General features: G+C 46.1%; 23 protein-coding genes and 1 riboswitch. All 23 genes read left to right on the top strand.

Going from position 1 to position 23,656, the window contains the following annotated elements; all coding sequences use genetic code 11:
* Positions 1 to 154 precede the first annotated feature (154 nt).
* The 23 genes from QFZ81_RS28045 to ssuE all read left to right on the top strand — a co-directional run bounded on the left by QFZ81_RS28045 (position 155) and on the right by ssuE (position 23,533).
* Positions 155 to 646, top strand: a complete 492-nt coding sequence (locus QFZ81_RS28045; RefSeq protein WP_047677420.1) for an Lrp/AsnC family transcriptional regulator — start codon at positions 155 to 157, stop codon at positions 644 to 646.
* 15 nt (positions 647 to 661) lie between these two features.
* Positions 662 to 1,867 (top strand): aminotransferase class I/II-fold pyridoxal phosphate-dependent enzyme, encoded by a 1,206-nt coding sequence (locus QFZ81_RS28040; protein ID WP_307439282.1) that lies wholly within the window; start codon positions 662 to 664, stop codon positions 1,865 to 1,867.
* Between the two features lie 68 nt (positions 1,868 to 1,935).
* Entirely contained in the window at positions 1,936 to 2,202 is a 267-nt protein-coding gene (locus tag QFZ81_RS28035; protein ID WP_307439284.1) for an aspartyl-phosphate phosphatase Spo0E family protein, read from the top strand.
* 61 nt (positions 2,203 to 2,263) lie between these two features.
* Positions 2,264 to 2,791, top strand: coding sequence for a type 2 periplasmic-binding domain-containing protein (locus QFZ81_RS28030; RefSeq protein WP_307439286.1), 528 nt, complete (start codon positions 2,264 to 2,266; stop codon positions 2,789 to 2,791).
* 32 nt (positions 2,792 to 2,823) lie between these two features.
* Positions 2,824 to 2,977, top strand: a riboswitch (cobalamin riboswitch).
* A 153-nt stretch (positions 2,978 to 3,130) separates the two neighbouring features.
* Entirely contained in the window at positions 3,131 to 4,147 is a 1,017-nt protein-coding gene (locus tag QFZ81_RS28025) for an ABC transporter substrate-binding protein (protein ID WP_307605495.1), read from the top strand.
* Position 4,148: 1 nt separating this feature from the next.
* Positions 4,149 to 5,186, top strand: coding sequence for a FecCD family ABC transporter permease (locus QFZ81_RS28020; RefSeq protein WP_307439289.1), 1,038 nt, complete (start codon positions 4,149 to 4,151; stop codon positions 5,184 to 5,186).
* A 5-nt stretch (positions 5,187 to 5,191) separates the two neighbouring features.
* The gene (locus tag QFZ81_RS28015; RefSeq protein WP_307605494.1) at positions 5,192 to 5,968 is read left to right on the top strand and encodes an ABC transporter ATP-binding protein; all 777 of its coding nucleotides are present in this window, start codon (positions 5,192 to 5,194) and stop codon (positions 5,966 to 5,968) included.
* A 23-nt stretch (positions 5,969 to 5,991) separates the two neighbouring features.
* Complete coding sequence (cobT, locus tag QFZ81_RS28010) at positions 5,992 to 7,065, top strand: nicotinate-nucleotide--dimethylbenzimidazole phosphoribosyltransferase (protein ID WP_307605493.1); 1,074 nt, start codon at positions 5,992 to 5,994, stop codon at positions 7,063 to 7,065.
* 67 nt (positions 7,066 to 7,132) lie between these two features.
* Positions 7,133 to 7,693 (top strand): bifunctional adenosylcobinamide kinase/adenosylcobinamide-phosphate guanylyltransferase, encoded by a 561-nt coding sequence (gene cobU, locus QFZ81_RS28005; protein WP_307439293.1) that lies wholly within the window; start codon positions 7,133 to 7,135, stop codon positions 7,691 to 7,693.
* A 31-nt stretch (positions 7,694 to 7,724) separates the two neighbouring features.
* The gene (gene cbiB / locus QFZ81_RS28000) at positions 7,725 to 8,714 is read left to right on the top strand and encodes an adenosylcobinamide-phosphate synthase CbiB (protein WP_307607060.1); all 990 of its coding nucleotides are present in this window, start codon (positions 7,725 to 7,727) and stop codon (positions 8,712 to 8,714) included.
* Entirely contained in the window at positions 8,687 to 9,532 is an 846-nt protein-coding gene (gene cobS, locus QFZ81_RS27995) for an adenosylcobinamide-GDP ribazoletransferase (RefSeq protein WP_307439296.1), read from the top strand. The genes cbiB and cobS overlap by 28 nt, the downstream gene beginning before the upstream one ends.
* Positions 9,533 to 9,746: 214 nt before the next feature.
* Positions 9,747 to 10,856, top strand: a complete 1,110-nt coding sequence (gene cobD / locus QFZ81_RS27990) for a threonine-phosphate decarboxylase CobD (protein ID WP_307605492.1) — start codon at positions 9,747 to 9,749, stop codon at positions 10,854 to 10,856.
* Positions 10,846 to 12,450, top strand: coding sequence for a cobyric acid synthase (locus tag QFZ81_RS27985; RefSeq protein ID WP_307439300.1), 1,605 nt, complete (start codon positions 10,846 to 10,848; stop codon positions 12,448 to 12,450). The genes cobD and QFZ81_RS27985 overlap by 11 nt, the downstream gene beginning before the upstream one ends.
* A 2-nt stretch (positions 12,451 to 12,452) precedes the next feature.
* A complete protein-coding gene (locus tag QFZ81_RS27980; RefSeq protein WP_057304810.1) occupies positions 12,453 to 13,022 on the top strand; it encodes a cob(I)yrinic acid a,c-diamide adenosyltransferase in 570 nt (189 codons plus the stop codon).
* On the top strand, positions 13,019 to 13,960 hold the full coding sequence (locus tag QFZ81_RS27975; protein WP_307605491.1) for an RluA family pseudouridine synthase: 942 nt from the start codon (positions 13,019 to 13,021) through the stop codon (positions 13,958 to 13,960). The genes QFZ81_RS27980 and QFZ81_RS27975 overlap by 4 nt, the downstream gene beginning before the upstream one ends.
* A 124-nt stretch (positions 13,961 to 14,084) precedes the next feature.
* Positions 14,085 to 14,453 (top strand): arsenate reductase family protein, encoded by a 369-nt coding sequence (locus QFZ81_RS27970; RefSeq protein ID WP_307449410.1) that lies wholly within the window; start codon positions 14,085 to 14,087, stop codon positions 14,451 to 14,453.
* Positions 14,428 to 15,558, top strand: a complete 1,131-nt coding sequence (locus tag QFZ81_RS27965) for a site-2 protease family protein (protein ID WP_307605490.1) — start codon at positions 14,428 to 14,430, stop codon at positions 15,556 to 15,558. The genes QFZ81_RS27970 and QFZ81_RS27965 overlap by 26 nt, the downstream gene beginning before the upstream one ends.
* A gap of 67 nt (positions 15,559 to 15,625) precedes the next feature.
* Positions 15,626 to 16,801, top strand: a complete 1,176-nt coding sequence (locus QFZ81_RS27960) for an aminotransferase class I/II-fold pyridoxal phosphate-dependent enzyme (protein WP_307605489.1) — start codon at positions 15,626 to 15,628, stop codon at positions 16,799 to 16,801.
* 91 nt (positions 16,802 to 16,892) lie between these two features.
* A complete protein-coding gene (locus tag QFZ81_RS27955; protein ID WP_307605488.1) occupies positions 16,893 to 18,047 on the top strand; it encodes a DNA sulfur modification protein DndB in 1,155 nt (384 codons plus the stop codon).
* Positions 18,047 to 19,231 carry a DNA sulfur modification protein DndB gene (locus tag QFZ81_RS27950; RefSeq protein WP_307605487.1) on the top strand — a complete coding sequence of 395 codons (1,185 nt, stop codon included), beginning with the start codon at positions 18,047 to 18,049 and terminating at the stop codon, positions 19,229 to 19,231. The genes QFZ81_RS27955 and QFZ81_RS27950 overlap by 1 nt, the downstream gene beginning before the upstream one ends.
* A 123-nt stretch (positions 19,232 to 19,354) precedes the next feature.
* Positions 19,355 to 19,582, top strand: coding sequence for a DUF7667 family protein (locus QFZ81_RS27945; protein WP_307439314.1), 228 nt, complete (start codon positions 19,355 to 19,357; stop codon positions 19,580 to 19,582).
* An 83-nt stretch (positions 19,583 to 19,665) separates the two neighbouring features.
* Entirely contained in the window at positions 19,666 to 22,830 is a 3,165-nt protein-coding gene (locus QFZ81_RS27940; protein WP_307605486.1) for a glycosyltransferase family 39 protein, read from the top strand.
* Positions 22,831 to 22,990: 160 nt separating this feature from the next.
* Entirely contained in the window at positions 22,991 to 23,533 is a 543-nt protein-coding gene (gene ssuE / locus QFZ81_RS27935; RefSeq protein ID WP_307439318.1) for an NADPH-dependent FMN reductase, read from the top strand.
* Positions 23,534 to 23,656 lie beyond the last annotated feature (123 nt).

Raw genomic sequence — 23,656 nt, 5'->3', positions numbered from 1 at the left:
AGATCCGAGTGGCCTTTTTCCTTTTTGTGGGGTGGAAATTTCGGTTATACAAAAATATTCCGCTCTAAAACAAGCTCAGTAATTGAATTAGGACAGCAATTCATTGTAAGATTAAAGGATGAACGAATCAGATTTCAGAAAGGTAGGTTTAACCATGGATGCTTTGAAGCTTAAAATTCTCGAACTACTGAAGGAAGATGCCCGCAGGAGTGCGGACTTGATCGCCACTATGCTAGGAACGGCGGAGGCCGAGGTGGCGCGAGCGATAAGCGAGATGGAAGCGGATAAGGTCATCGTCAAATACGCGACAGTAGTTAACTGGAGTAAAGTGGATGACGAAAAGGTTACCGCCCTAATTGAAGTGCAAATTACGCCGGAACGCGGACACGGGTTTGATGCTATCGCGGAACGGATCTATTTATATCCAGAAGTCAAATCGGTTTATCTCATGTCTGGCGCTTATGATTTACTTGTAGAAATTGAGGGAAGTTCCCTCAAACAAGTCGCTTCTTTCGTGTCCAACAAGCTCTCGCCGATCGATCGTGTACTTTCAACAAAGACGAATTTTATATTAAAAAAATACAAACAAGACGGCATTATATTCGAGGATCAGGAAGACGATCACCGAATGCTCGTTTCGCCGTAAAGAAGAGGGAACGCCATGATCAAAGATGAGATAACGATCCAGCAGAACAAGGTAAAATCGATGCAGGACTACCTCGCTCCTGCCGTACGTGAAATGAAGCCTTCAGGTATTCGGAAGTTTTTTGATTTAGTGAGTAACAGCAAGGAAGATATTATTTCTCTTGGTGTAGGGGAACCGGATTTCTCAACACCTTGGCATGTTCGTGAAGCAGCTGTGCATTCCTTGGAACGCGGTAGAACGAAATACACGCCAAACTCAGGTATACCTGAGCTTCGTGAAGCGATTGCCGATTACCTTCATACGTCTTTTAAAGTGAAATATGAGCCATCGAATGAAGTCCTTGTTACGGTTGGCGGCAGTGAAGCGATTGACTTAGCTCTCCGAGCTTTGATAACGCCTGGCGACGAGATTCTTATACCTGAACCTTGTTATATTTCGTATTCCCCAATCACGAGCATAAGCGGCGGCGTACCTGTTGGGATCGAGACCTTCGCGAGGGACCAGTTCAAGCTGACTGAGAAAGCACTTCGCGACGCGATTACGCCACGCTCCAAAATATTAATTCTCTGCTATCCTAGCAATCCAACAGGCGGTATTATGACCTATGAGGATTGGCTTCCGATTGCCAAAGTCATTGAAGAGAACGATCTTATTGTCATTTCCGATGAAATATATGCGGAGCTGACTTATGGTCAGAAGCACGTGAGCTTCGCTGCTATTCCAGGAATGAAAGACCGGACAATCTTAGTTAGCGGTTTCTCCAAAGCTTTTGCTATGACAGGCTGGCGGATGGGATATGCCTGCGGTCACCAGGAGCTGATTTCGGCGATGACCAAAATTCATCAATATACCGTGATGTGCGCACCAGTCATGGGTCAAGTTGCTGCTCACGAGGCGTTGACGAATGGTTTGGAAGAGAAAGATCGGATGATCGAGTCCTATAATCAGCGCAGACGTCTGATTGTAAAAGGGTTCCGAGATATTGGTCTTGAATGTCATGAGCCGCAAGGCGCTTTCTATGCATTTCCAAGTATTGTCGCTACAGGATTAACGTCAGAAGAGTTTGCGCAGCGACTATTATTTGAGTCAAAGGTTGCTGCCGTGCCTGGAGATGTGTTTGGTTTAGGTGGAGAAGGCTTCTTACGTTGTTCATATGCCTATAGTGTTTCTCAACTAAATGAAGCATTAGAGAGAATTGGAAATTTCATGAGAAAATTGTAATGTATAACGTAAATAAATATGTTCATTATTGATGAAAACTGGTATTCTTGTAGTAAGGAGGGATGAGCATGGCTTTTTTGGAATATCAACTATCAACCTATCAAAAACATTTTCAAATTCGTGAACAAGATTTCGGACAACGTTGGTTGACCAAGCGTGCGAAGAAGCAAAACTCCCTTACCTTACTAGAAGAAGAGATTCATTCTCTGCGACGCAGGTTAGAACAGATGGTTTTTGATGGGGAAGAAATGACATCTGATTCCGTCGTCGAATTAAGCACAATCCTAGACCAAAAAATAAATGAATATATGCATAATGGGAAAAAAAGTCGGTGAAAACCGACTTTTCTCGCGACTATCGATGGATTCAGATAACAAACGGAGGTACGCTCACAACATGAAAGTGAAATGGCTGTTGGTTATGATGGTGGGGCTTATGGTGATGCTTACGGGTTGCGGCGGGCCGAAGCCGGATGTATCTATATTTATAATGGGCTCTAATGGTTTTCCAAGTGAAGCGGGGGACAAGCTGGAGGCTTCTTTGAAATCCAAGGTGGGCGAGGTTCCTACAGTCAAAATCAATACATCACCTATATTCTCGATGGAAAAAATGATTGTAGAGCTGGCAGCAGGAGGCAACGGCATCTTCATTCTTGCCGAAGATCAATTCAAATCACTAAGTAATCAAGCGGGATTCGTTTCTTTGGATGATACCATCAAACCGGAAGACTATCCGGATGGCGTTATTCAAATAGCAGAAGAGGGCAAACCTGCTGAAAAGCATCTATATGGTATTCCTCTTACAGGAAACAAATGGATGAAAGAGCAAGGTTTTGAAGGAAAAGGCTTGGTGGCTTTTATTCCTCAAAATGCTCCGAAGTTGAATGAGTCGAAGCAAGTTCTCAAAGTAATTGCACAAAAGTAACAAGAAGTCTATAATCGACAAATAGATTGATAGTAAAATATGCAGCCATAGGTGCTGGTAAGCTCATTACGAAGAGATTGCCACTTAAAAGGGAAGCCCGGTTAAAGTCCGGCGCGGTCCCGCCACTGTAATCCAGGCATCAGTTGCCAGGAGAGCCAGGATACCTGCCCATGGTGCCGTTTACGACATCCTTCGAGGAAAAGGATCGCGTTAAATCAGGAAGCAACCTTAGGGGTTGCTGAGCGCCGCGATTTATCGTCCCCTTTGTTCCTTCGAGAACAAAGGGGCTTTTTTGTTAGGGTCAATCGAAATAAATTGTTTAGAGAGAGGGTTTGCCAGATGAAAAGTAATTCAGTAAAAAAAGCATTTATTCTTACAGTAGCGCTAGTAACAGCATTTAGTCTCGCAGCTTGCGGCAAAAAGGAAACGGAAATTTCTAATCCGTCTAAGCTTGGCGGGGAGGGGACGAAAGCTCCTGCTGCAACGACGGTAGCACCATCAACAGCAGCCAAAAAGACGGTCTATCCATTGAAAATAAAGGATGCTACGGGCAAGGAGTTTACCTTTGATAAAGCGCCTGAGCGTATTGCATCTGTGTCTCCGGCGGAGACTGAAGCCCTTTTTGCAATTGGGCTGGAGGCTAATATTGTTGGCGTATCTGATTTTGATGATTATCCAGAAGCGGCGAAAACGAAGCCGAAGCTTGGCAGCATAACGAAACCTAACCAAGAAGCGGTGATCGCATCTAACGCAAATGTTGTGTTTACTGGGGTTTCTATGAAATCCGATACGGTAGAAAAGCTGCGTGCTTTGAATATCAATGTGTTTAAAGTGGAGCCCAAAACGGTGGATGATGCCATTGCGAATATTCAAACATACGGAATTATTACGGATCATCAGGAGCAAGCGGAAAAAGTGGTTGCTAAGATGAAAGCGGACCGTCAAAAGGTTGTTAATGCAGTGAAAGACGTGAAGCAAGAGAACAAGAAAAAGGTATACATTGAATTTGCCCCGGGATGGACAGTTGGCAGCGGTGAATTTATGGATGAGCTTATCAAGCTATGTGGCGGGATTAACGTTGCAGGAGACGGAAAAGGCTGGTATCAAATCAGTGAAGAGAAAATTATTCAACAAAACCCAGGTGTGATTCTGTTCGCCAATGGCGTAGTTGATAGTAAGAGCAAGAAACCGCTAGAGGAAATTATCCGCACACGAAGCGGTTGGGATGCCATTGATGCCGTGAAAAATAAGCAGGTGATTGGCCTCGACCAGAACATGCTCAGTCGTCCGGGTCCAAGAATGACCGATGGGCTGCTTGAAATGGCGAAAGGCATTTATCCCGAACTGGTGAAATAAAATGAAAAGAAAATTAATGCTATGGGGAGGAGTAGGGGTCATACTCCTTCTTCTTTCTATTGTGGCGAGCTTGTCGCTGGGTACCGCTAATCTTCCGGTTCTGCAAATTGCCAGTATTCTCGCCAAGCATCTTCCTTGGCTGGGAGATCACATCGATGCCACCTGGCCGCAGTCGTCGGAACAAATTATCAATAAAGTGCGATTTCCCCGTGTATTACTCGGGATTCTTGTAGGGGCCTCACTTTCAATTGCAGGGGCAGCTTTTCAAGGTGTGCTGCGCAATCCACTTGCGGATCCTTATGCACTCGGTGTATCCTCGGGGGCTTCTGTAGGAGCCGCATTTTTAATCTATTTTGGGCTGCAAGTGGCGTGGTTTGGACAATGGTCGATTCCTATTGTTGCCTTCGTAACGGGACTTTTTTCTTTATTTCTGGTTCTTAAGCTTGCTCAGATCGAAGGGAAGCTGAAGATGGAGACCCTTATTTTATCAGGCGTGGTCATGCAGGCATTTCTAGGGGCAATCGTATCATTCATGGTGTCTATTTCCAATCAAGTCATTAATGAAATTATTTTCTGGCTAATGGGCAGCTTGGCAATGCGAGGTTGGTCGTATACATATATCATTTCACCCTATTTATTTATCGGTTTTGTCGTGCTGCTTAGCTATGCAAGGTCGTTAAATTTACTGGCTCTGGGTGAGCGGCAGGCGTCACATCTCGGTGTTAGTGTAGAGCGTACGAAGCTGATTGTACTTATTGTGGCTACATTCCTTACTGCCGCTGCGGTATCCGTTGCTGGTGTAATCGGCTTTGTCGGGCTCATCGTGCCACATTTAGTTCGATTATTGGTAGGGCCGGATTATCGCTTGATTATTCCATTGTCCGCAATTGGCGGCGGCATTTATGTCCTCTGGGCAGATACACTTGCCCGCACCCTGCTGAGTCCAACCGAAATTCCACTCGGAGTCATCACGGCATTTCTGGGTGCGCCATTTTTTGCTTATTTGCTCCATAAGGATAAGAAAACGTTAAGAGGTTGATCAAGATGATTAAAGTGGAGCACCTTTCCCGAAGCTTTAGTGAACAGCAAGTGTTGGAGGACATAAGCTTTGAAATTAAGCAGGGTGAATTTTTTGGCATTATTGGGCCAAACGGCAGCGGTAAGTCGACGTTACTCCGTCTAATATCAGGGATTGATCCTGTTAAAAACGGAAGTGTTGAACTCGATGGCCGGTTAGTATCCGCTTATTCACGGAAAGAACTGGCTAGATGGCTTGCTGTCCTTCAGCAGGATGCGCTGCCTCCAGTAGGCTTTACGGTCCGTGAAGTGGTGGAGATGGGCCGATATCCTTTTCAGAATTGGCTCGGTGAGGAGTCGGCTGATGCGGAAGGTTTAATTGAGGGTATTGTCCGGAAGCTGCACTTGGAACCGCTGATTGATCGAACAATCGAGCGCCTCAGCGGCGGTGAACGGCAGCGTGTCGCGCTTGCTAAAGTGATGGCGCAGCAGCCACGGCTGCTTATGCTGGATGAACCAACAACGTTCCTGGATATCGGATATCAAGTACAGATGATGGACTACATCAAGGAATGGCAGTGCGAATCCGAGTTGACGGTTGTAGCTGTCCTGCATGACTTGAATTTGGCTGCACAGTACTGCACGCGATTAATGGTTATACATAATGGCGAGCTAGCAGCGATAGGAACACCTGATGAAATCATTACCAGCGGATTAATCAGCGAAGTGTATGGAACTGAACCGATTGTCCTGCAGCACCCCGTTAACGATGCGCCGCAAATTTTATTACAGCCAGGAAAATAGTTGAGCTATAGGAGGACACAGTCATGGATAAGTTGCAAGCGATTATAGATAGCATTAAGCCTGTTCATCAAGATGTGGTGAACCAAGCGAATGAGCATTTGAATCAATTGACGAAACCGCAGGGAAGCCTAGGGAAACTGGAAGATATTGCGCGTCAGGTTGCCGGAATTACGGGCGAAGTGATGCCGGTTTTTGATAAAAAAGCGGTCATCGTAATGGCCGGGGATCACGGCGTATGTGAGGAAGGGATTAGTGCATATCCGGCGGAAGTAACGCCTCAAATGGTGCTTAATTTCCTATATGGCGGGGCTGCTGTCAACGTTCTTGCCAGACATGCCGGCGCTGAAGTTGTCTGTGTCGATATGGGGGTTAATGCTGACCTGGAGCATCCTAATCTCGTTTCTCGCAAAGTAAGGAAAGGGACGCGTAATATGGCGCGTGAAGCGGCATTAACGTTGGATGAGACTGTGCAGGCAATACAAGCTGGTGTAGAAGTTGTAGATGAGTTGGTGGAAAAGGGCTATCGACTCTTTGCTATGGGAGAGATGGGGATTGGCAATACAACGGCCAGCGCAGCGATTCTGTGCGCATTGACGGGCTTGGATGCCAGCCTGGCTGTTGGCCGGGGAACGGGCATTGATGATGACAAATGGCGGCATAAAGTGTCGGTTGTGAATAAGGCTTTGGTTGTTAATGGGCTTGTTGTGGGTGAGGTGAACAGATCAAGCGCTGAGTACGCGCTCGATGTGTTGATGAAGGTCGGCGGATTGGAGATCGCCGGACTTGTTGGCGTGATTCTCGGCGCAGCGAAGAATCGTTGTCCGGTGGTCGTCGACGGCTTCATCTCGTCGGCCGCTGCGCTTGTGGCGAGCCGATTAGCACCGCTAAGCGCGTCCTACATGCTCGCCTCGCACTTATCGCAGGAGCAGGGACATGCGAAGCTGCTCGAAGCGGTTGGCCTCGCAGCGATGCTGCAGATGGATATGCGCCTGGGCGAAGGAACGGGCGCGGTGCTTGCCTTTCACTTGATCGATGCCGCAGGCAAAATCATGAAGGAAATGGCGACATTCGAAAGCGCAGGCGTGTCGCGGGGTTAGCCGTTTAGGGGCATGCCGATAAAAGGCAAGCTTACGCAGTAAGCATCGATAAGGAGGCGAAGACGCCATGGCGGTTTTGGTTACGGGCGGCGCGCGCAGCGGCAAGAGTTCCTTCGCGGAGAAGCTCGCCATGCATGGCAGCGAACGAGGGATTTATATCGCGACTTCCCACATCTATGATGAGGAAATGAAGGAGCGGGTTGAGCTGCATCAGCAGATGAGGCTTGCCTCGGGGTATCCATGGGATACCCGGGAGGAGCCTTTCCAACTGCGGGAGCTATTGCTCTGCTTGCAGGAGAGCGGGGAGGAAGCTGTGGTCTTGGTCGACTGTTTGACACTTTGGCTGTCCAACTGGTTGCTCCATCATGAGGGAGATGTAGATGCGTTTGCTCGGGTAATGAAACGCATAGACGAGCTTGTAGAAGAAGTCTCCTCCTACCGTGGACACCTCATCTTGGTTACGAATGAAGTGGGTGACGGCATTGTGCCGGAATATCCGCTTGGCCGCAGTTTTCGTGATCTGGCAGGACGAATGAATCAACGCTTAGCTGAGGTATGTCAGCAGGTATTCCTTGTCACTGTAGGCATACCCATGGAGCTAAAAAGCAGAGCTTATCGACTGGAATAAATAAGGCTTTAGGCATGGAACGGTGATCAATATGTGGATATATTCTTGGCAGGAGATCGTTAGTATGACGGCTGCTGCCATTGCGCTGGACTGGCTGATTGGTGATCCGAAGTGGCCGACACATCCGGTTATTCTCATCGGACGCTTCATTCGCTGGGTAGAAGGCAAGTTACATAAAGGAAAAGAGACGTCAGTTAAATCGTCTGGATGGCTGAGAGCTAAGGGTATGCTGCTTACAGTCTCTACTGTAATGCTAAGCTTTTGCCTTATATTGGTGCTCATTCTTGCTGCTCGCTCGATACATGAGTGGCTTGGATACTTGGTCTCTACGTGGTTCATTTCCACAACGATAGCTATTAAAGGATTAAAAGATGCCGCTTATCTAGTTTACAATCCGCTGCGTATAGGGAATCTCGCAGATGCTCGCAAGTACACGGGCTACATCGTAGGCCGAGATACGGATGAGCTCGGTGAGGAAGAACTGACGCGTGCAGTCGTGGAGACCGTTGCGGAGAACATCGTCGACGCGGTCATCTCGCCTTTGTTCTATGCGCTGATCGGCGGAGCGCCGCTCGCGATGCTGTACCGGGCATCGAATACACTGGATTCGATGGTGGGCTACCGAAATGACAGATACCGTCATTTCGGCTGGGCGTCGGCCCGCTGGGACGACGTTATGAACTGGATCCCGGCTAGGCTGACCGGCCTCCTGTTGATCCTCGTCGCCCTGCTGCAGCCGGGCCTCTCGGCGAAGCGCACAGCGGCAGCGATTCGCCGCTTCGCGCACCTGCACCCCAGCCCGAATAGCGGAATTCCGGAGTCGGCGGTAGCCGGGGCACTCGGAATTGAGCTGGGCGGGCTGAACGTCTATGGCGGCGCTGCGAGTGAGCGCGCCCGCCTGGGCTGGCCGCTGCGTCCACGGATGCAGCAGGATATTGTCTACGCCGTGAGGATGCTTTACGGCGTCAGCTTTGTAGTGATGGGAGGATTGCTGTGCATACTACTCGTACTGTTTTACTAGACTGGCTGCGTGCTTGCATAGCAGCCTTTCAGTTTTTAACCCGTTTGCCGATTCCTGTGCAAATTGACTATACAGACCGAGTATTCCGAAGAAGCGTGATATTCTATCCGCTAGCGGGATTCGTCATCGGTCTTCTTTTACTCCTAGCAGGCGAAGGGTTAAGCCTTGTCCTGCCTGCGATGCCCGCAGCCGTTCTGCTGCTTGGGTTCTGGGTCGTCTTAACAGGCGGCCTGCATCTAGATGGGCTAATGGATACCGCTGATGGTATTCTTAGCCACAGACCCCGTGAGCAAATGCTGGAAATCATGAAAGACAGTCGCGTAGGCGCCATGGGTGTCATCGTTTGTGTTCTCCACCTGCTCCTCAAATTTTCGCTTCTTTACACCTTGCTAGGTACTGGTGGAATGGGCAGTGTATGCTTCTTACTTGCCATCGTTCCCATCTGGAGTCGTTGGTTTATGGTTGCAGCTATTTATGGTTGGCCCTATGCCCGGCGAGACTCAGGTTTAGGGAGTTTTTTTCGAGGAGTTACCAAATGGCATGTGACTATGTCCGGAATAGTAGCCCTCTTTACTACTACGCTTTTTGTCACTATGTTTTCCACATGGCTTGATTCTAGCGTGATATCTTTCTCCTTATTCTATGGTTTAACTATTATTTTTAGCTTTGCTATAGGCACAATTCTAATAGGTTGGCTTTTAGCCACGTATATAAGCCGTAAATTAGGCGGTTTAACTGGAGATACATATGGTGCCTTGAATGAACTCCTCGAAACACTACTTTTGTTGGGCATTACCATTTTCGTAACAGCTTTGTGAGGGTAGACAGGCTATAGTGATTACCAATGTTGTACTTTCTACAACATCATTCAACAGAGAAGGATTCATTTATTCAGTGTTCATCCTACATTCAATTTTTTCCAATGCAATACACTTTCTGTTTCGGGAAGTCACCTTAGAAATTCCAATAGATCAGAGATAGTCGCAGCCTCAAATGTATATAACTCATACCAATGTGAAAGGAGTGAATTTCATGCTAGAACGCTATGGGCATGGAGGCGACCTTTGGACGGCGGAAGAAGCCTTTGGCCGTCCGAAGGAGCAATTCTTGGATTTCAGCTCGAATATGAATCCGTTAGGTCCTCCTTCGGTTGTGAAGCATATTCTCAGAGACGGGTGGCGCGATATGGTCAAATATCCCGACCCCGCCGTGCGTGAGCTGAGAAACAAGCTTTCATTGAAATATGATATCGGGGTGGAAAGCATTCTGGTTGGCAACGGGGCAGCGGAACTGATCGATCTGACTGCTCGAGTGTTAAAGTCCTCTGTTACCGGATTAGCGATGCCTTCTTTTAGTGAATATGAGGAAGCTGTTCATAAATCAGGAGGGAGTATTTACAACATTCCTCTAACGTCAAAACACTATTTTGAATTGCAGAAGCAAGATATTGAAGCCGCATATTCGGCAGTGGACTTGTTCTTTCTAGGTCATCCGAATAATCCAACAGGGAAGCTGGTTCCTCGTCAAGTGTTGGATATGCTTATACAGAGCAACCGTAGATTGGTGCTCGATGAGGCCTTCATGGATTTTGTGCCAAATGAGCAGGAACACTCTTTACTCAAACTCGCTTCCACTAGTCAGCAGCTTGTCGTCATCCGCTCGATGACGAAATTTTATTCCATCCCGGGTATACGCTTAGGCTTTATGGTGGCTCACCCGGATATGATTCGGCAAATCCAACATCTTCAGGTGCAGTGGAGTGTCAATTATTTAGCACAGCGCATCGGTACAGCTGTTCTTGATGATGAGGAATTTGAGCAGTCCAGCTGGCAGTGGCTGAAGGAAGAGAAGCTATGGCTCACCTTGCAGCTTGAGCAATTGGGTCTTGAGGTCGTGCCTAGTGATGTGAATTTTTTGCTTTTTTCGTTTCCTGAGTGGATGGGCATCGATGTGAAGATGGCCCAGAAGCATTTGGGGCATCAAGGTATTTTAATCAGAGATGCTTCTTTGTTTGAAGGATTGGATAAACGCTACTGCCGGGTTGCGATACGTCTTCGCGAAGACAACGAACGGTTAATAGCTGGGTTACGTCACATGATGGCAGAATTCATGCAGAACCGGGGGCAAGCTGATGACGAATAAGACTATACAAGCTGCAACATTGATGGTCCAGGGCACAGCTTCCGACGTGGGTAAAAGCATTCTAACGGCCGCACTGTGCCGCATTTTAGTTCAAGACGGCTGGCAAACGGCGCCATTCAAGTCGCAAAATATGTCCCTTAATTCATATGTTACATTTGATGGCAAAGAGATTGGCCGAGCACAAGGGGTACAGGCGGATGCCTGTCGTATTTTAGCCACAACGGATATGAATCCGATCCTGCTTAAGCCGAAGCAAGACATGGTTGCTCAGGTCGTTGTTCATGGGAAGCCATACTCTGATCTTGATGCAAGGACGTATAGAGAGACCTATTTGCCGCAGGCTGAAGTGATTGTGAAGGAAGCTTTAATCCGGCTGCGCAGTCAATATGATGTAGTGGTGCTAGAGGGGGCGGGAAGCCCTGCTGAGGTTAATCTGAAGGACCGCGATATTGTAAATATGCGGCTGGCGGGTTGGGCAGACGCTCCTGTGCTTCTTGTTGCTGATATTGATCGTGGAGGCGTATTTGCATCAATCGTAGGCACTTTGGAGATCTTGACACCTGAGGAAAGAGACCGGGTTAAAGGCTTTATTATAAATAAGTTTCGTGGAGATGTTAGTCTGCTGAAACCGGGCTTGGATTGGCTAGAAGAGAAGACGGGGAAACCTGTTCTTGGGGTCATTCCTTATCTGCCGCAGTTAGGCATTGAGGATGAGGACTCAGCTTCACTAGATTCCAAGCGCATGCAGAGTAAACGGATTGAAAGCTCTCAAGGGAAACTGGCAGAACAGCTGGATATCGCGGTCATTCGCTTGCCACGTCTCTCTAATTTTACGGATTTCGATCCCCTGCAAGAGGAGAAAGATGTCCATTTCCGCTATATTACCCACCTATCCGAATGGGGTGAACCGGATGCCGTTTTGCTCCCAGGCAGCAAGAATACGATGGACGATTTAAGGTATTTGAATGAATCTGGTTTGGCAGAACGAGTGAAGGTTTTCGCGCAAACAGAGAATGGTTGGGTCGCCGGTATCTGTGCTGGCTATCAGATGTTGGGCGCCAAGCTGCTTGATCCAAACGGCTATGAATCAGATCATCCTGAGCTAGAAGGACTAGGGCTTTTACCAACGGAGACGGTATTTACTTCCGATAAACGGACCGTTCAAGTTCAGGGAAGCAGTACACTTTTTGCTGAAAATAGCTCTGAGATTGTCATTGATGGTTATGAAATCCACATGGGGCGGACGCGTTATTTGCAAGAAATGGTAACGCCTTTCCAGATTAAGGCTTTTACCAGCCTCGATGATGAAAGCTCTGACAATGTTCTGCACGGAGATGGGGCAGCTGCGGATCATGGGCGCGTTTGGGGGACGTATTTACACGGGATATTGCATAATGATGACTTCCGCAGAGCCTGGTTAAATCGTATTCGCAAGCATAAAGGATTATCCCTAATTGATGGTGGCCTTCGTTTTAAAGAACGTCGAGAGGCTGCCTTCGATAGATTGGCTGACCACGTTAGATGTCACTTGGATATGAATCGTGTTTATGAGATGATGGATATATCAAAGCCTTGGAAAAGGGAGGATGTTTGAAAATGAAAATTTATACTCGAACTGGAGATGCGGGGCAAACAGGCGTAATCGGTGGTCGTGTGGATAAAGACGATGATCGTGTTGAGGCTTATGGCACAACGGATGAACTGAATTGTTATGTGGGTCAGGCGATGAGCTTTATGGATCCTGAGAAGTATCCTGATTTACTCCCGGATCTGCTGCAGGTGCAGCATGAATTGTTTGATTGCGGTTCAGATCTTGCTCTCTTGAAGCAAGAGCTGCGTCCTTATAAAGTAACAGCGGAAATGGTCGATATGCTTGAGACTTGGATTGATAAATATGATGCTGAAACTCCGGATATTACACGATTCATTTTGCCGGGCGGCGGCACCGTTTCATCCACACTTCATGTTTGCCGTACCGTATGCCGTAGAGCAGAACGCCGGGTGGTAACGCTAGCGCGAACACAGGCAATTAATCCAGAAGTGCGCAGATACTTGAACCGACTGTCCGATTTATTCTTCACCATTGCCCGCACTGCGAATCACCGTGAAGGTATTACGGATGTGGAATATGTGCGAAGCGCTGAGGTGTTTAGACGTAAATCATGAGTTATTATGAACCGTTAGTATACATCGTACCGCCTGAGGAAGAGGGCTTTATACTCAAGACGGTGCTGCAAAAAAGATTGATGGTCTCTCGCAAATTGCTATCCCGCATTAAACTGACCGAGCAGGGAATAACGGTGAATGGGGTAAGGCAATACATCAACATTAAGGTGAAAGCTGGCGATCGTGTAGAGATTCGCATGGAAGAAGAGCAATCCGAGGATATCTTGCCGCAGGATCTTCCTCTGCACATTCTGCATGAAGATGAGCATCTGTTAATACTAGCCAAGGATGCAGGTATCATCGTACATCCGACGCATGGGCATTATTTGAACACGATCGCCAATAGCGTTGTGTATCACTGGCAGCAAGCGGGCATTACGTGCCGTTTCCGCCCCGTTCATAGGCTTGACCAAGATACATCAGGTGTATTGGCAATCGCAAAGACGCCCTATGTGCACCAGCAAATATCAGAGCAGATGATTCAGCATCAGGTGAAAAAAGAATACCTGGCCTTTGTATGGGGCGTCATCATAGCGAAAAGCGGAACGATCAATGAACCCATTGATCGCGATCCTGAACAGCCGCATGTTCGTATCGTTACCCCTGACGGATATTCGGCAGTAACTCATTATGAGGTTGTGGAACAATTCGCGCATGCCGCTTTAGTTCGAATATGGCTTGAAACCGGCCGGACACATCAAATTCGTGTGCATATGCGCCATTTGGGACATCCACTGCTTGGAGATAAGATGTACACACTTCCTGAGTTTGAGCAGAGTTTATCAGCATTAGAGGCCAGTGAACGGCTCAATCGCCAGGCTTTGCACGCGTATAAACTGGGCTTTGTGCATCCAGGAACAAGGGAATGGACGGAGTTTCATGCTCCTCTGCCAGCGGATTTAACTGTTTTACAATCATGGCTGCAGGAAAGTAACTAGATATTCAGAACCATCCCTTTTGTAGGATGGTTTTTCTTTGTTATAACTTGACTTTCCTTATCAATTAGATCAGAATTTTAAGTAGTTCGTTTCATATCAACTTAGACTTAAAGGAGCTTTAAACATCATGGGAGTAAAAGTATTTTGTTACGATAAATGCGGGACATGCCGTAGTGCCGTAAAGTGGTTGAAAGATCATCATGTAGATATTACAGAAAATGTCGCTGTATTCGATACGCCGCCCTCTGCCAAGGAATTGGCTAAGCTGCTTAGTGATAGCGGTCTGGAAATCAAAAAGTTTTTTAATACGTCCGGAGAAGTATATAAAGAGATGAGCCTGAAAGACAAACTACCCAGCATGTCGCAAGAGCAAATGCTCGAATTGCTCGCCTCGAACGGCAGGTTGATTAAGCGTCCGATCGTAACCGATGGCCATAAAGTAACAGTGGGCTTCAAGGAAGCTGAGTATGACGAAGTATGGGCGAAGGGGTGATCTTAGGTTGGAAGAGAAGAAGAAACCAGCAGGTAAAAAGTCACCACTAGCCATTGGCGGTTTCATAGCTGTTCTATTATCCCAAGGGAAACTGCTCTTAGGCTTACTAAAGCTTGGTAAAGCTGGCGGAGCCATCATCTCGATGTTCATTACTATTTGGGCTTATGCCTATCTCGCTCCATTACCCTTTGCGATTGGCATTGTTCTGATGATTCTTATCCATGAACTCGGTCATGTTTTCGCTGCCAAGATAAAGGGGCTTCCAGTGTCAGCGCCAGTATTTATCCCTTTTCTTGGAGCACTGATTACAATGAAAAAGAATCCTACCGATGCAGCAACAGAAGCGTTTATTGGCATAGGGGGGCCTATTCTTGGGACCATTGGTGGTGTTGCCGCTTTTGGTTTGGGCGTATATACCGATTCTCCTGTCATTGTTTCGGTTGCCTATGCCGCATTTTATTTAAATTTAATTAATTTACTCCCTATTCATCCTCTAGATGGCGGGCGAATTTCTACAGCAGTCACTCGTTGGTTATGGATACTAGGTTTAATCGGCGGTTTGGTATTTATTTTCTATATAAATAGCCGTGTAAGTCAACTTATTTTCTTCGCCATATGGGCCATGTTTGCTTGGGATTTGTATAAAAAATACGTGAAATACAGAAATCGAGAAGAGCTTCTTTCGGTTTCCACTCGGTTTGATTTTGCGGCTGATCATTTGCTCCAGCAGGGATATATCATTCCGGGGGAAAATCACACACGAGATCTAGAATATTTAACTTACTCGGATTCGCAGGGCCCTGCGGAAAGTAGACAAACCATTGTGATGTACTGGCAGGGGATCGGATTCGAGGGTCATGCTTTATTGCCTCAGCAATCCATTATTAAAAGAGTTCAATTAATCAAAGTGGAACGTATGCAGAAAGAGAATGGTTTTTATTTAGGGTTGCAAATAAAAGTGGATTATTCACCTCTAGGGATACAGGAGGTTTACTATGATGTCCCTGCGAAAACACGTTGGAAATTTGGAATCGCTTATCTTGCGCTCGTTTTGTTTTTGCTATATATGATAAGACTTGTTCATCAAGTGGGAATTATCGATTAACGCTTTACAGTTCTCGCCCTATTAATTAATGATATGAAGTGAATTCATCATAAAGAGGATATAAACCATGAAAATTACAGGATCAAAGAGACTTAGTCAACTAGGATCGGCTATTTTTTCAGAAGTAGCAGATTGGAAGAGAGAGGTTATGAACCAAGGGGTAGACGTCATAGATTTAGGTATAGGAAGTCCTGATCTACCTCCTTCTGATCGAATTATTGAAGCGATTACTGAAGCCGTTCGTAACCCTGCGCATTATGGTTATCCAAATTCCGAAGGAAGTTTAGCGTTTCGAGAAACGGTTGCCAGATGGTACAGCTATAGATTCGGTGTGGAGCTCAGTCCGGAAAGTGAAATTCTGACTCTGATGGGCTCACAAGATGGTCTTGCTCACTTAGCGCTTTCACTCTGTGATCCTGGGGACATTGCTATTGTCCCCGATCCAGGTTACCCCATATATTCGGCAAGTCTCGTGTTGGCGGGAGTCGAACCTTACCTGCTGCCGCTGCGCGCAGAACACAACTTTTTACCCCAATTAGAGGACATTCCAGTAGACGTGGCTGCTAAGGCGAAATTCATCCTGCTTAACTATCCAAGCAATCCATTGTCTGCTGTTGCAGATCGTGCTTTCTTTGAGCATTTGATTACCTATGCCAAGAAGCATGACTTGCTTGTCGTACACGATCTTGCCTACTCCGAAATGGCCTTTGACGGCTACCAGCCAATGAGTATTTTGGAGATAGAAGGCGCTAAGGAGGTTGCTGTCGAGTTTCATTCACTGTCAAAAAGTTTTAATATGGCAGGTTGCCGAATCGCTTTCCTAACTGGAAATGCAGGCGTAGTGAAGGCTCTTAAAACGCTGAAATCCAATATCGATTACGGTGTATTCAGTGCCATTCAAGCGGCTGGAATTGCAGCATTAGAGGAAGACATGGAGCATAATCACTCCGTTGCCCATGTGTATGAAAGAAGACGAAATGTGTTTATCTCGGCGCTAGCGGAAACGGGTTGGATTATACCACCACCAAAGGCAACCATGTTCATATGGGCTCCGATTCCAAAAGGATGGACATCTCGACAAATTTCCCGGGAAATGTTATATCATGCTGGTGTTGTCGTTATTCCTGGAGACGCTTTCGGGGCCGAGGGAGAAGGCTTTGTGCGAATCGCATTGGTACAAGAAGAGGGTCGATTACTTGAGGCGGCAAAGCGAATAGGAGATTGGCTTCGTACATTAGAATGAAAATTAGAGATATTGGTAAAAATAGGAGAATGAGAGACATATAGATGTTTACGTAATGAAATAAAACTTATTTGTTGAAAGGGGTAAGCATATGGATGCCATTTCCTCATTATCTGAGCTTTTAGCTGAGCAGAAGCCTTCATCGTTCGTAGAAATTCCCGGAATTTTGGGGCAAACATTTGGGCAAGCGACAATTGCAGCTACACTGCCCATGAGCAAACTATTTTCAATCTATGAAGTTGATTTAGAAGTTCAACGTGCGATTATTCCGCGTAATCTTTCTAAGCTAATTGATTACGTTAATTTGTATTTAGAAGATCGCCAACCTATTTATTTCCCGGGAATCATTTTCTCGGCAAGAGGAGCAGGTCATTATGACGAAGATCAACAAGCGCTTCGTTTGCAGCCTATTGAGAAATTGTACGTTGTGGATGGTCAGCATCGTTTGGCTGCTTTCCAACGCATTATGGAGACGTTACAAAGTCAAATGGCTCGTGCCAAGGATCGCCGTGAGTACGACAAGATGGAAGAGATCACGGAGAAGCTGCGCCGTTTGTACGCTTTCCCTATCTCAACCATGACCTATCTGGACATTAATGCTCGTCAAGAGCGTCAGTTGTTCTCCGACATTAATAAGCTTCCGCGCAAGCTTGGCGGCAACCTGGCGGTACTTCGCGATCAGCGCAGATTCTATCACGTTGCTGCGACGGAGCTTGCAGCCAAAGCGCCAGCTATGCAGAAACTGACCGTAGATATGTTCTCTGAACGCGGTAAGTCACCAGAGTATTTGTTCTCCTATCACTTGCTGATTGAAATATTGATTGCTTTGTTTGAAGGCAGAATGAAATCAGCAGCTCGTAATAATGGCTATCAATATGAGGATAAAGAGCTGCAGGAACTTGTATCCTTGGCGGGAACCTATTTCAATGGCTTGCTGAATTACTTGCCTGAGCCAGCTAAGGGTGAAATCGTATGGTCTGAGAATATCCAAATTGCACTAGCCATGTTTATGCATGAAGAAGCTACGAAACCAGGTAAATTTAATCGCTATGCACTTGAGCACGTATTGAAAATACTTCCTCATGTGAATTGGAACAGCATTTATGCGGGTGAAGAGAAGGATCGGTTGCCGAGACGGACTCGCATTATGAAAGCCTACAACCATATCAAAAACTTTTATCAAGATCAGAATGCATTTCTAATCAGCGATGCCGATTCTTACAATTCCAAGGAGGACGTGAGCTAATGGAAGGATTACGCCTTAAGATGACCATTCATCCTTTTTGCGATAAGTTCGGACTTTCAACTGTAGCTTTACGCGTTCAGGATCTGTTGAATTATACGATGATTGACCCTATGGTGCAGCGTAAGCTGAGCAACATGCAAAGACGCAAAATCTCCACCTATTTGCAGGAGCGGGAGCTCGATCATGTGTTCTTCGGACCTGTTACGCTGTCATTGCGCGAAGTGAATCAACTGTCCAAGGGCGAGAAGGAATTCCTTTTGAAGCATGGCTCCAAGCTGTCTATTCTGGACGGTCAGCATCGTATCCTAGCACTAGGCTATGTGAATGATCAAATGCAAAAGGAAGTTAGACGGTATGAGAAGAAATTAGTGGTGCTAAAGATCAAACAACGGAAGTTTCCAGAGGATGCTGAAATTAGGCAAGAGGTTGAGGAAACTGAAGGTACAATTAATCAGCTTGAGGGAAGACGTCTAGATTTAATGGAAACACAGCTTGCTGTGCAAATCTATATTGGCTTAACGGAGGAAGAAGAGCAGCAGTTGTTCGGCGACATTAACTCTAAAGTCCAGCTGGTGAGTAAAGAGCTTGGTCATTCCTTCGACTCCATTGACCCGTTAAATCTGGTTATTCAACAGGTTGTCGATCATAATGTCTATCTCAAAGCAGCCGGTGTTGAGCGTCGCAACAATTTGACTTCGTTCAATCGTAACTTTACGTGTTTCAGCTGGTTATATGCGACAGCGACGATGCTTTTTTCAGGCAGAATGCAGCCATCCTATGAGCTTCAACGTAAAATTCGCCACGATCCATCGACGTATGTAGAAATTTTTCACCAATTTTTTAATACGGTCCTGCCGATGATGCCAGAGCAACCGGGCTTGGCGCAATATACATCCGCAAATCGTGTGATTCAAGAAAGTATTGCGCTGTATGCTAATCGCTTCTTATTCCCGAACGGTGAGTATAACGAGGAATGGACGAATTCTTTGCAGCTTCTGGAAGGCTTCGATTGGTCGCATGACAATGAGGAATTGATCTACGTATTTGGCGTGTTGGATAACGGTAAGATCAATCTAATCCACGAGAAATCGCTGAAAAAGCATGTGAAGCTTGTTCAATTCTTCCTTGAAGGCACGGAAAGCGGAAGTGCGGATGAAGAAGATGTGGCTTCGTCTGCATCATAAAACACGGGCAAAAAGACAAATGGGATATTGATCTCATTTGTCTTTTTGCTGTGTTTTATTCCTTCTATTTTTGACCATACTGCATAATGTAGCTACTTAACTAGCAGGAGGGTATCCCAGACCATGTTGGCCGTTCATCAACGTATGGCGGAGTTATGGACATTACGCAGAGCGCGAGAGTTAACACGAGCAGAGCAAGATGAATTACTGCTTTGTATGGAAGCGAACGCGACATATGTATGGAACCGTTTGAAGCTGGAAAATTTATCGCTCTGTGCCTCGCTCACCGGAGACTATGATTGGCTGCATGACATTTGCGAGCGCATCGAAAAGCTTGAACCCAAGCACTGACCTATCCGGTCGGTGCTTTTTTCCTTTTCTGCAAGAGAGTGGACGGGTATAATGGTAGTAGTCTAAATCTAAGGAGATGTGACATGGTAAGCTGGTTCAAGCAATTGTGGGGGGCTCCCCATAAATTCTTTCTTCTGGGTTTACTGCTATTAACCGCGTTATTACTAAGATTATATCTAGCTCCTCTCTGGGTGGGCTATGATACTGACGTACGAACGTTCCTAGCGTGGGCAGATCGCGCATATTCAGTAGGTTTATCCGGATTGTACACGAACGCCAAAGAATACTTTCTCGATTATCCTCCTGGGTATATGTATGTCTTGTATCTCGTTGGCTTACTGCACCACAAGCTGTCAATTCCCTGGGAGAGTGCAGGGTCACTGGTCATTCTGAAGCTTCCTGCCATTCTGGCTGACCTGGTCACGGTTTACCTCTTATTTCAGTTAGCGGTTAGTCGCCTTGGCGGGGCACGGACATGGATACAAGCCCTTCAAATTGCTGCTTTGTTTGCCTTCAATCCAGCGATTTGGTCGAACTCCGCGATATGGGGACAGGTTGACTCATTTTTTATGTTATTTATCCTTGCAACTTTGTTACTACAACAGCGGGGGAAACTTCCACAAGCCGCAGTTTTTATAGCACTAGCCCTACTTCTTAAGCCGCAGGCACTTCTTTTCGGTATTTTTCTACTTATCGACGTTTTACGAAAGCGCAGCATGATGGTATTGTTGTTGAGTGTTTTAAGCGGAGCTGCAACGATGGCCGTGATTTCACTCCCTTTTGCCGTTGGCAGAGGGTATGGCTGGTTGATCGCTCTATACTCTGGCACCTTAGCTTCATATCCGTATGCCTCCTTGAACGCTTTCAATCTTATGGCACTCTTAGGCGGCAATTTTATCGATTTGAATAACAGTATCCTGCACATCTCTTATCAATTGATTGGGTGGGTGCTTATGGTGCTATCCATCGTCTATGTTTGCTATTTATATGTTCGCAGCAAAGGACGGCGTGGCGCCTTACTGTATGTGGCTTTCTTATTCATCACGGCCGTTTTCATATGTATGACCAAAATGCACGAGCGCTATTTGCACTATGGGTTATTGCTCGCGCTGACCAGCTTCATTTACATAAAGGATCGCCGGATTCTGTGGCTTTTTATTGGTTTTAGCATCACTCATTTTATAAATATTGCCGATGTGCTGTTACGCAGTTTTCATCAGGATTATCACATTCCGAGATATGATCCTTTGATGTTGGTCGTTTCGGCCATCAATGTTATGATGTTTGCCTATGCATGTTTATTGGGATGGAGGCTTTTCGTGGAATCACAACAAGAACAGAAGGTGGAGGAGCCAGTTCCGCTGCCAACAGAGCAAGAAATTCACACAGAGTCCGAACGGTGGAATGCGATTTTCAAACCAAGTAGGGATGGGGTCGAAAGAAGTACAAGGGGACGTTTTTTCACAAAAAAGGATGCGCTTTATCTTGGCGCATTAGTGTTAATTTACACGATAATTGCTTTGTTCCATCTAGGTGGGCATAAGGCTCCTACAACGTTCTGGAAGCCAACAAGCGCAGGAGAAACGGTCATTGCTGACCTTGGCCGCTCACACAACATTACGAGAATTAACACCTTTGCAGGTGTAGGTGAAGGGTCTTATTCATTCTGGTTTTCACAGGACGGTACGCAGTGGCAGGATCAAATATCGGTGAAATCCGACCACACCAAGGTATTCACTTGGAACACAGTCGAGCCTAAGAAAGATGCGCGTTACGTTAAAATGGTCATTGATGCGCAGGAAGCAGCGGCGCTGCATCTTCATGAAATAGGTATTTTTGGAGATGGCAGCACGGCTATCTTGCCGATTGCTAAGGTTTCGGAACAAGATATAAACGCGGCTGATGAAGGTAAGACGGCTAATTTGTTTGATGAAACTACCACAGTACCGTACACACCTACATATATGAATGGCACGTACTTTGATGAGATCTATCATGCCAGAACCGCCTATGAGCATCTTCACCAAATAGAGCCTTATGAAAGCACGCATCCACCGCTTGGAAAAGTTCTAATGTCTATTGGCATTTATGTGTTTGGATTGAATCCGTTCGGCTGGAGAATAATTGGAACGCTATTCGGCGTCGGCATGATTCCAATCATGTATGTGTTCGCTAAGCGAATGTTCGGCCGTTCAGAATATGCTTTTATCGCTGCTTTCCTGCTTACTTTTGATTTCATGCACTTTGCGCAGACGCGAATCGCGACGATAGATGTTTACGGCGTATTCTTCATTATGCTGATGTTCTATTTCATGTATCGTTACACAACACTTAGCTTTTACAGGGAAAAGCTTTGGACTACGTTAATCCCCTTAGGGCTATCAGGTCTTTTCTTCGGAATTGGAGCTGCATCCAAGTGGATCGTAATCTATGGTGGTGCAGGACTTGCTGTGCTGCTGCTCTTGTCTTTATTAGAGCGGTTCGGCGAATATCGATTTGCACGAAATTTGCTGCGCGAGGCAGATATTGAGCCACCACTTACAGAACCCGAGCGCAGCCGACTACAGCTTGTAGAGAAGCTTTTCATACGAAACACGCTGCTTACTTTACTGTGGTGCGTACTCACATTTGTCATTGTACCTCTAGGTGTTTATACGTTATCCTATATTCCGTTCATGATGGTTCCCGGACCGGGACACAATCTGAAGGATGTGGTCACCTACCAGGTTCACATGTACAAATATCATAAAGATTTGGTCGCAACGCATCCGTTCTCTTCCCCTTGGTGGGAGTGGCCGATGATGCTCCGTCCGATATGGTATTATCAAGCTAAGCTCATGCCGCAAGGCATGCTTTCGAGCATCGTCTCGTTCGGGAATCCGCTAGTATGGTGGCCGGGCTTCATTGCCGTTATCCTTTCGTTTTATGTGGCAATTACACGTAAAGATAAGCTGCTGCGGATGCTGCTAATCGCTTATTGCTCGCAGTATTTACCATGGATCTTAGTACCAAGGCTCACATTTATTTATCACTATTTTGCGATGGTGCCATTCCTTGTGCTGATCTTAACCTATTACATCAAAGAGTATTTAGAAGAAGGACCGCTTCATAAGAAAAGATGGGTCTACGGATATTTAATTGCCGTATTCGTTCTGTTCATTCTCTTCTACCCGATTCTTTCGGGGATGATCATTCCATCCAAATATTCCTTCTTCCTCCGGTGGCTGCCGGGTTGGAATTTCTTTTAAACAAAAAGTATTGACGTTCATAAAAGGCAATGGTAATATAAACCCAAGTAAAATACTATGAATTAAAATGGTCAACCAAACACCAGGAGACTCCCACTTTGTACAGAGCAAAGGCAGCGGAGTCTTTTTTTCATCAGAACCCTAATGGAGAGTGAATCAAATGGCTAAAGTTGTTATTATTTCTGGAAGTCCAACACCTACGTCCCGTTTGCATGGCGTAATCGAAGTGGCAAAAAGTGAACTTTTGAAAGCGGGCTTGGAAGTGGAATGGATTAAGGTACGCGACATCCCGGCAGAGGATTTGTTATATGCCAAATTTGACAGCGAAGCTATTGTAAAAGCGAACGCGCATGTTGCTGAGGCAGATGCCGTATTCGTCGCTACGCCGGTATATAAAGCTTCTTATACAGGCGTGTTAAAAGCTTTCCTCGATCTACTCCCGCAAAAAGGCCTCGGGCACAAAGTCGTGCTTCCGTTAGCCGTTGGAGGGACGATATCTCACTTGCTCGCGATAGATTACGCGCTCAAGCCAGTACTCTCTGCATTAGGCGCGCAGAACATCCTGCAAGGTGTATATGTACTTGATAAGCAAGTGACGTGGGGCGATCAAGGACAGGCCATATTGGACGATGAAATTGCAGATCGACTGCAAGAATCCGTGACTGAATTTATTCAAGAAATTAAATGGCATACGAGCCGTTAAGTTATTTTGATGGATTGGTTATTAAGTTTATTTTAAGCAGGACCGACCAAGAAGTTAAGCGTAATCTAAGTAACAAATAATCGCGTATGGAACATACAAAAACGGAATTGTATCCTCAAGTAG

Origin of the sequence: Paenibacillus sp. V4I9, from assembly GCF_030817295.1 — a bacterium.
Taxonomy (GTDB): domain Bacteria; phylum Bacillota; class Bacilli; order Paenibacillales; family NBRC-103111; genus Paenibacillus_E.
This window is presented reverse-complemented; position numbering and strand designations above follow the sequence as displayed.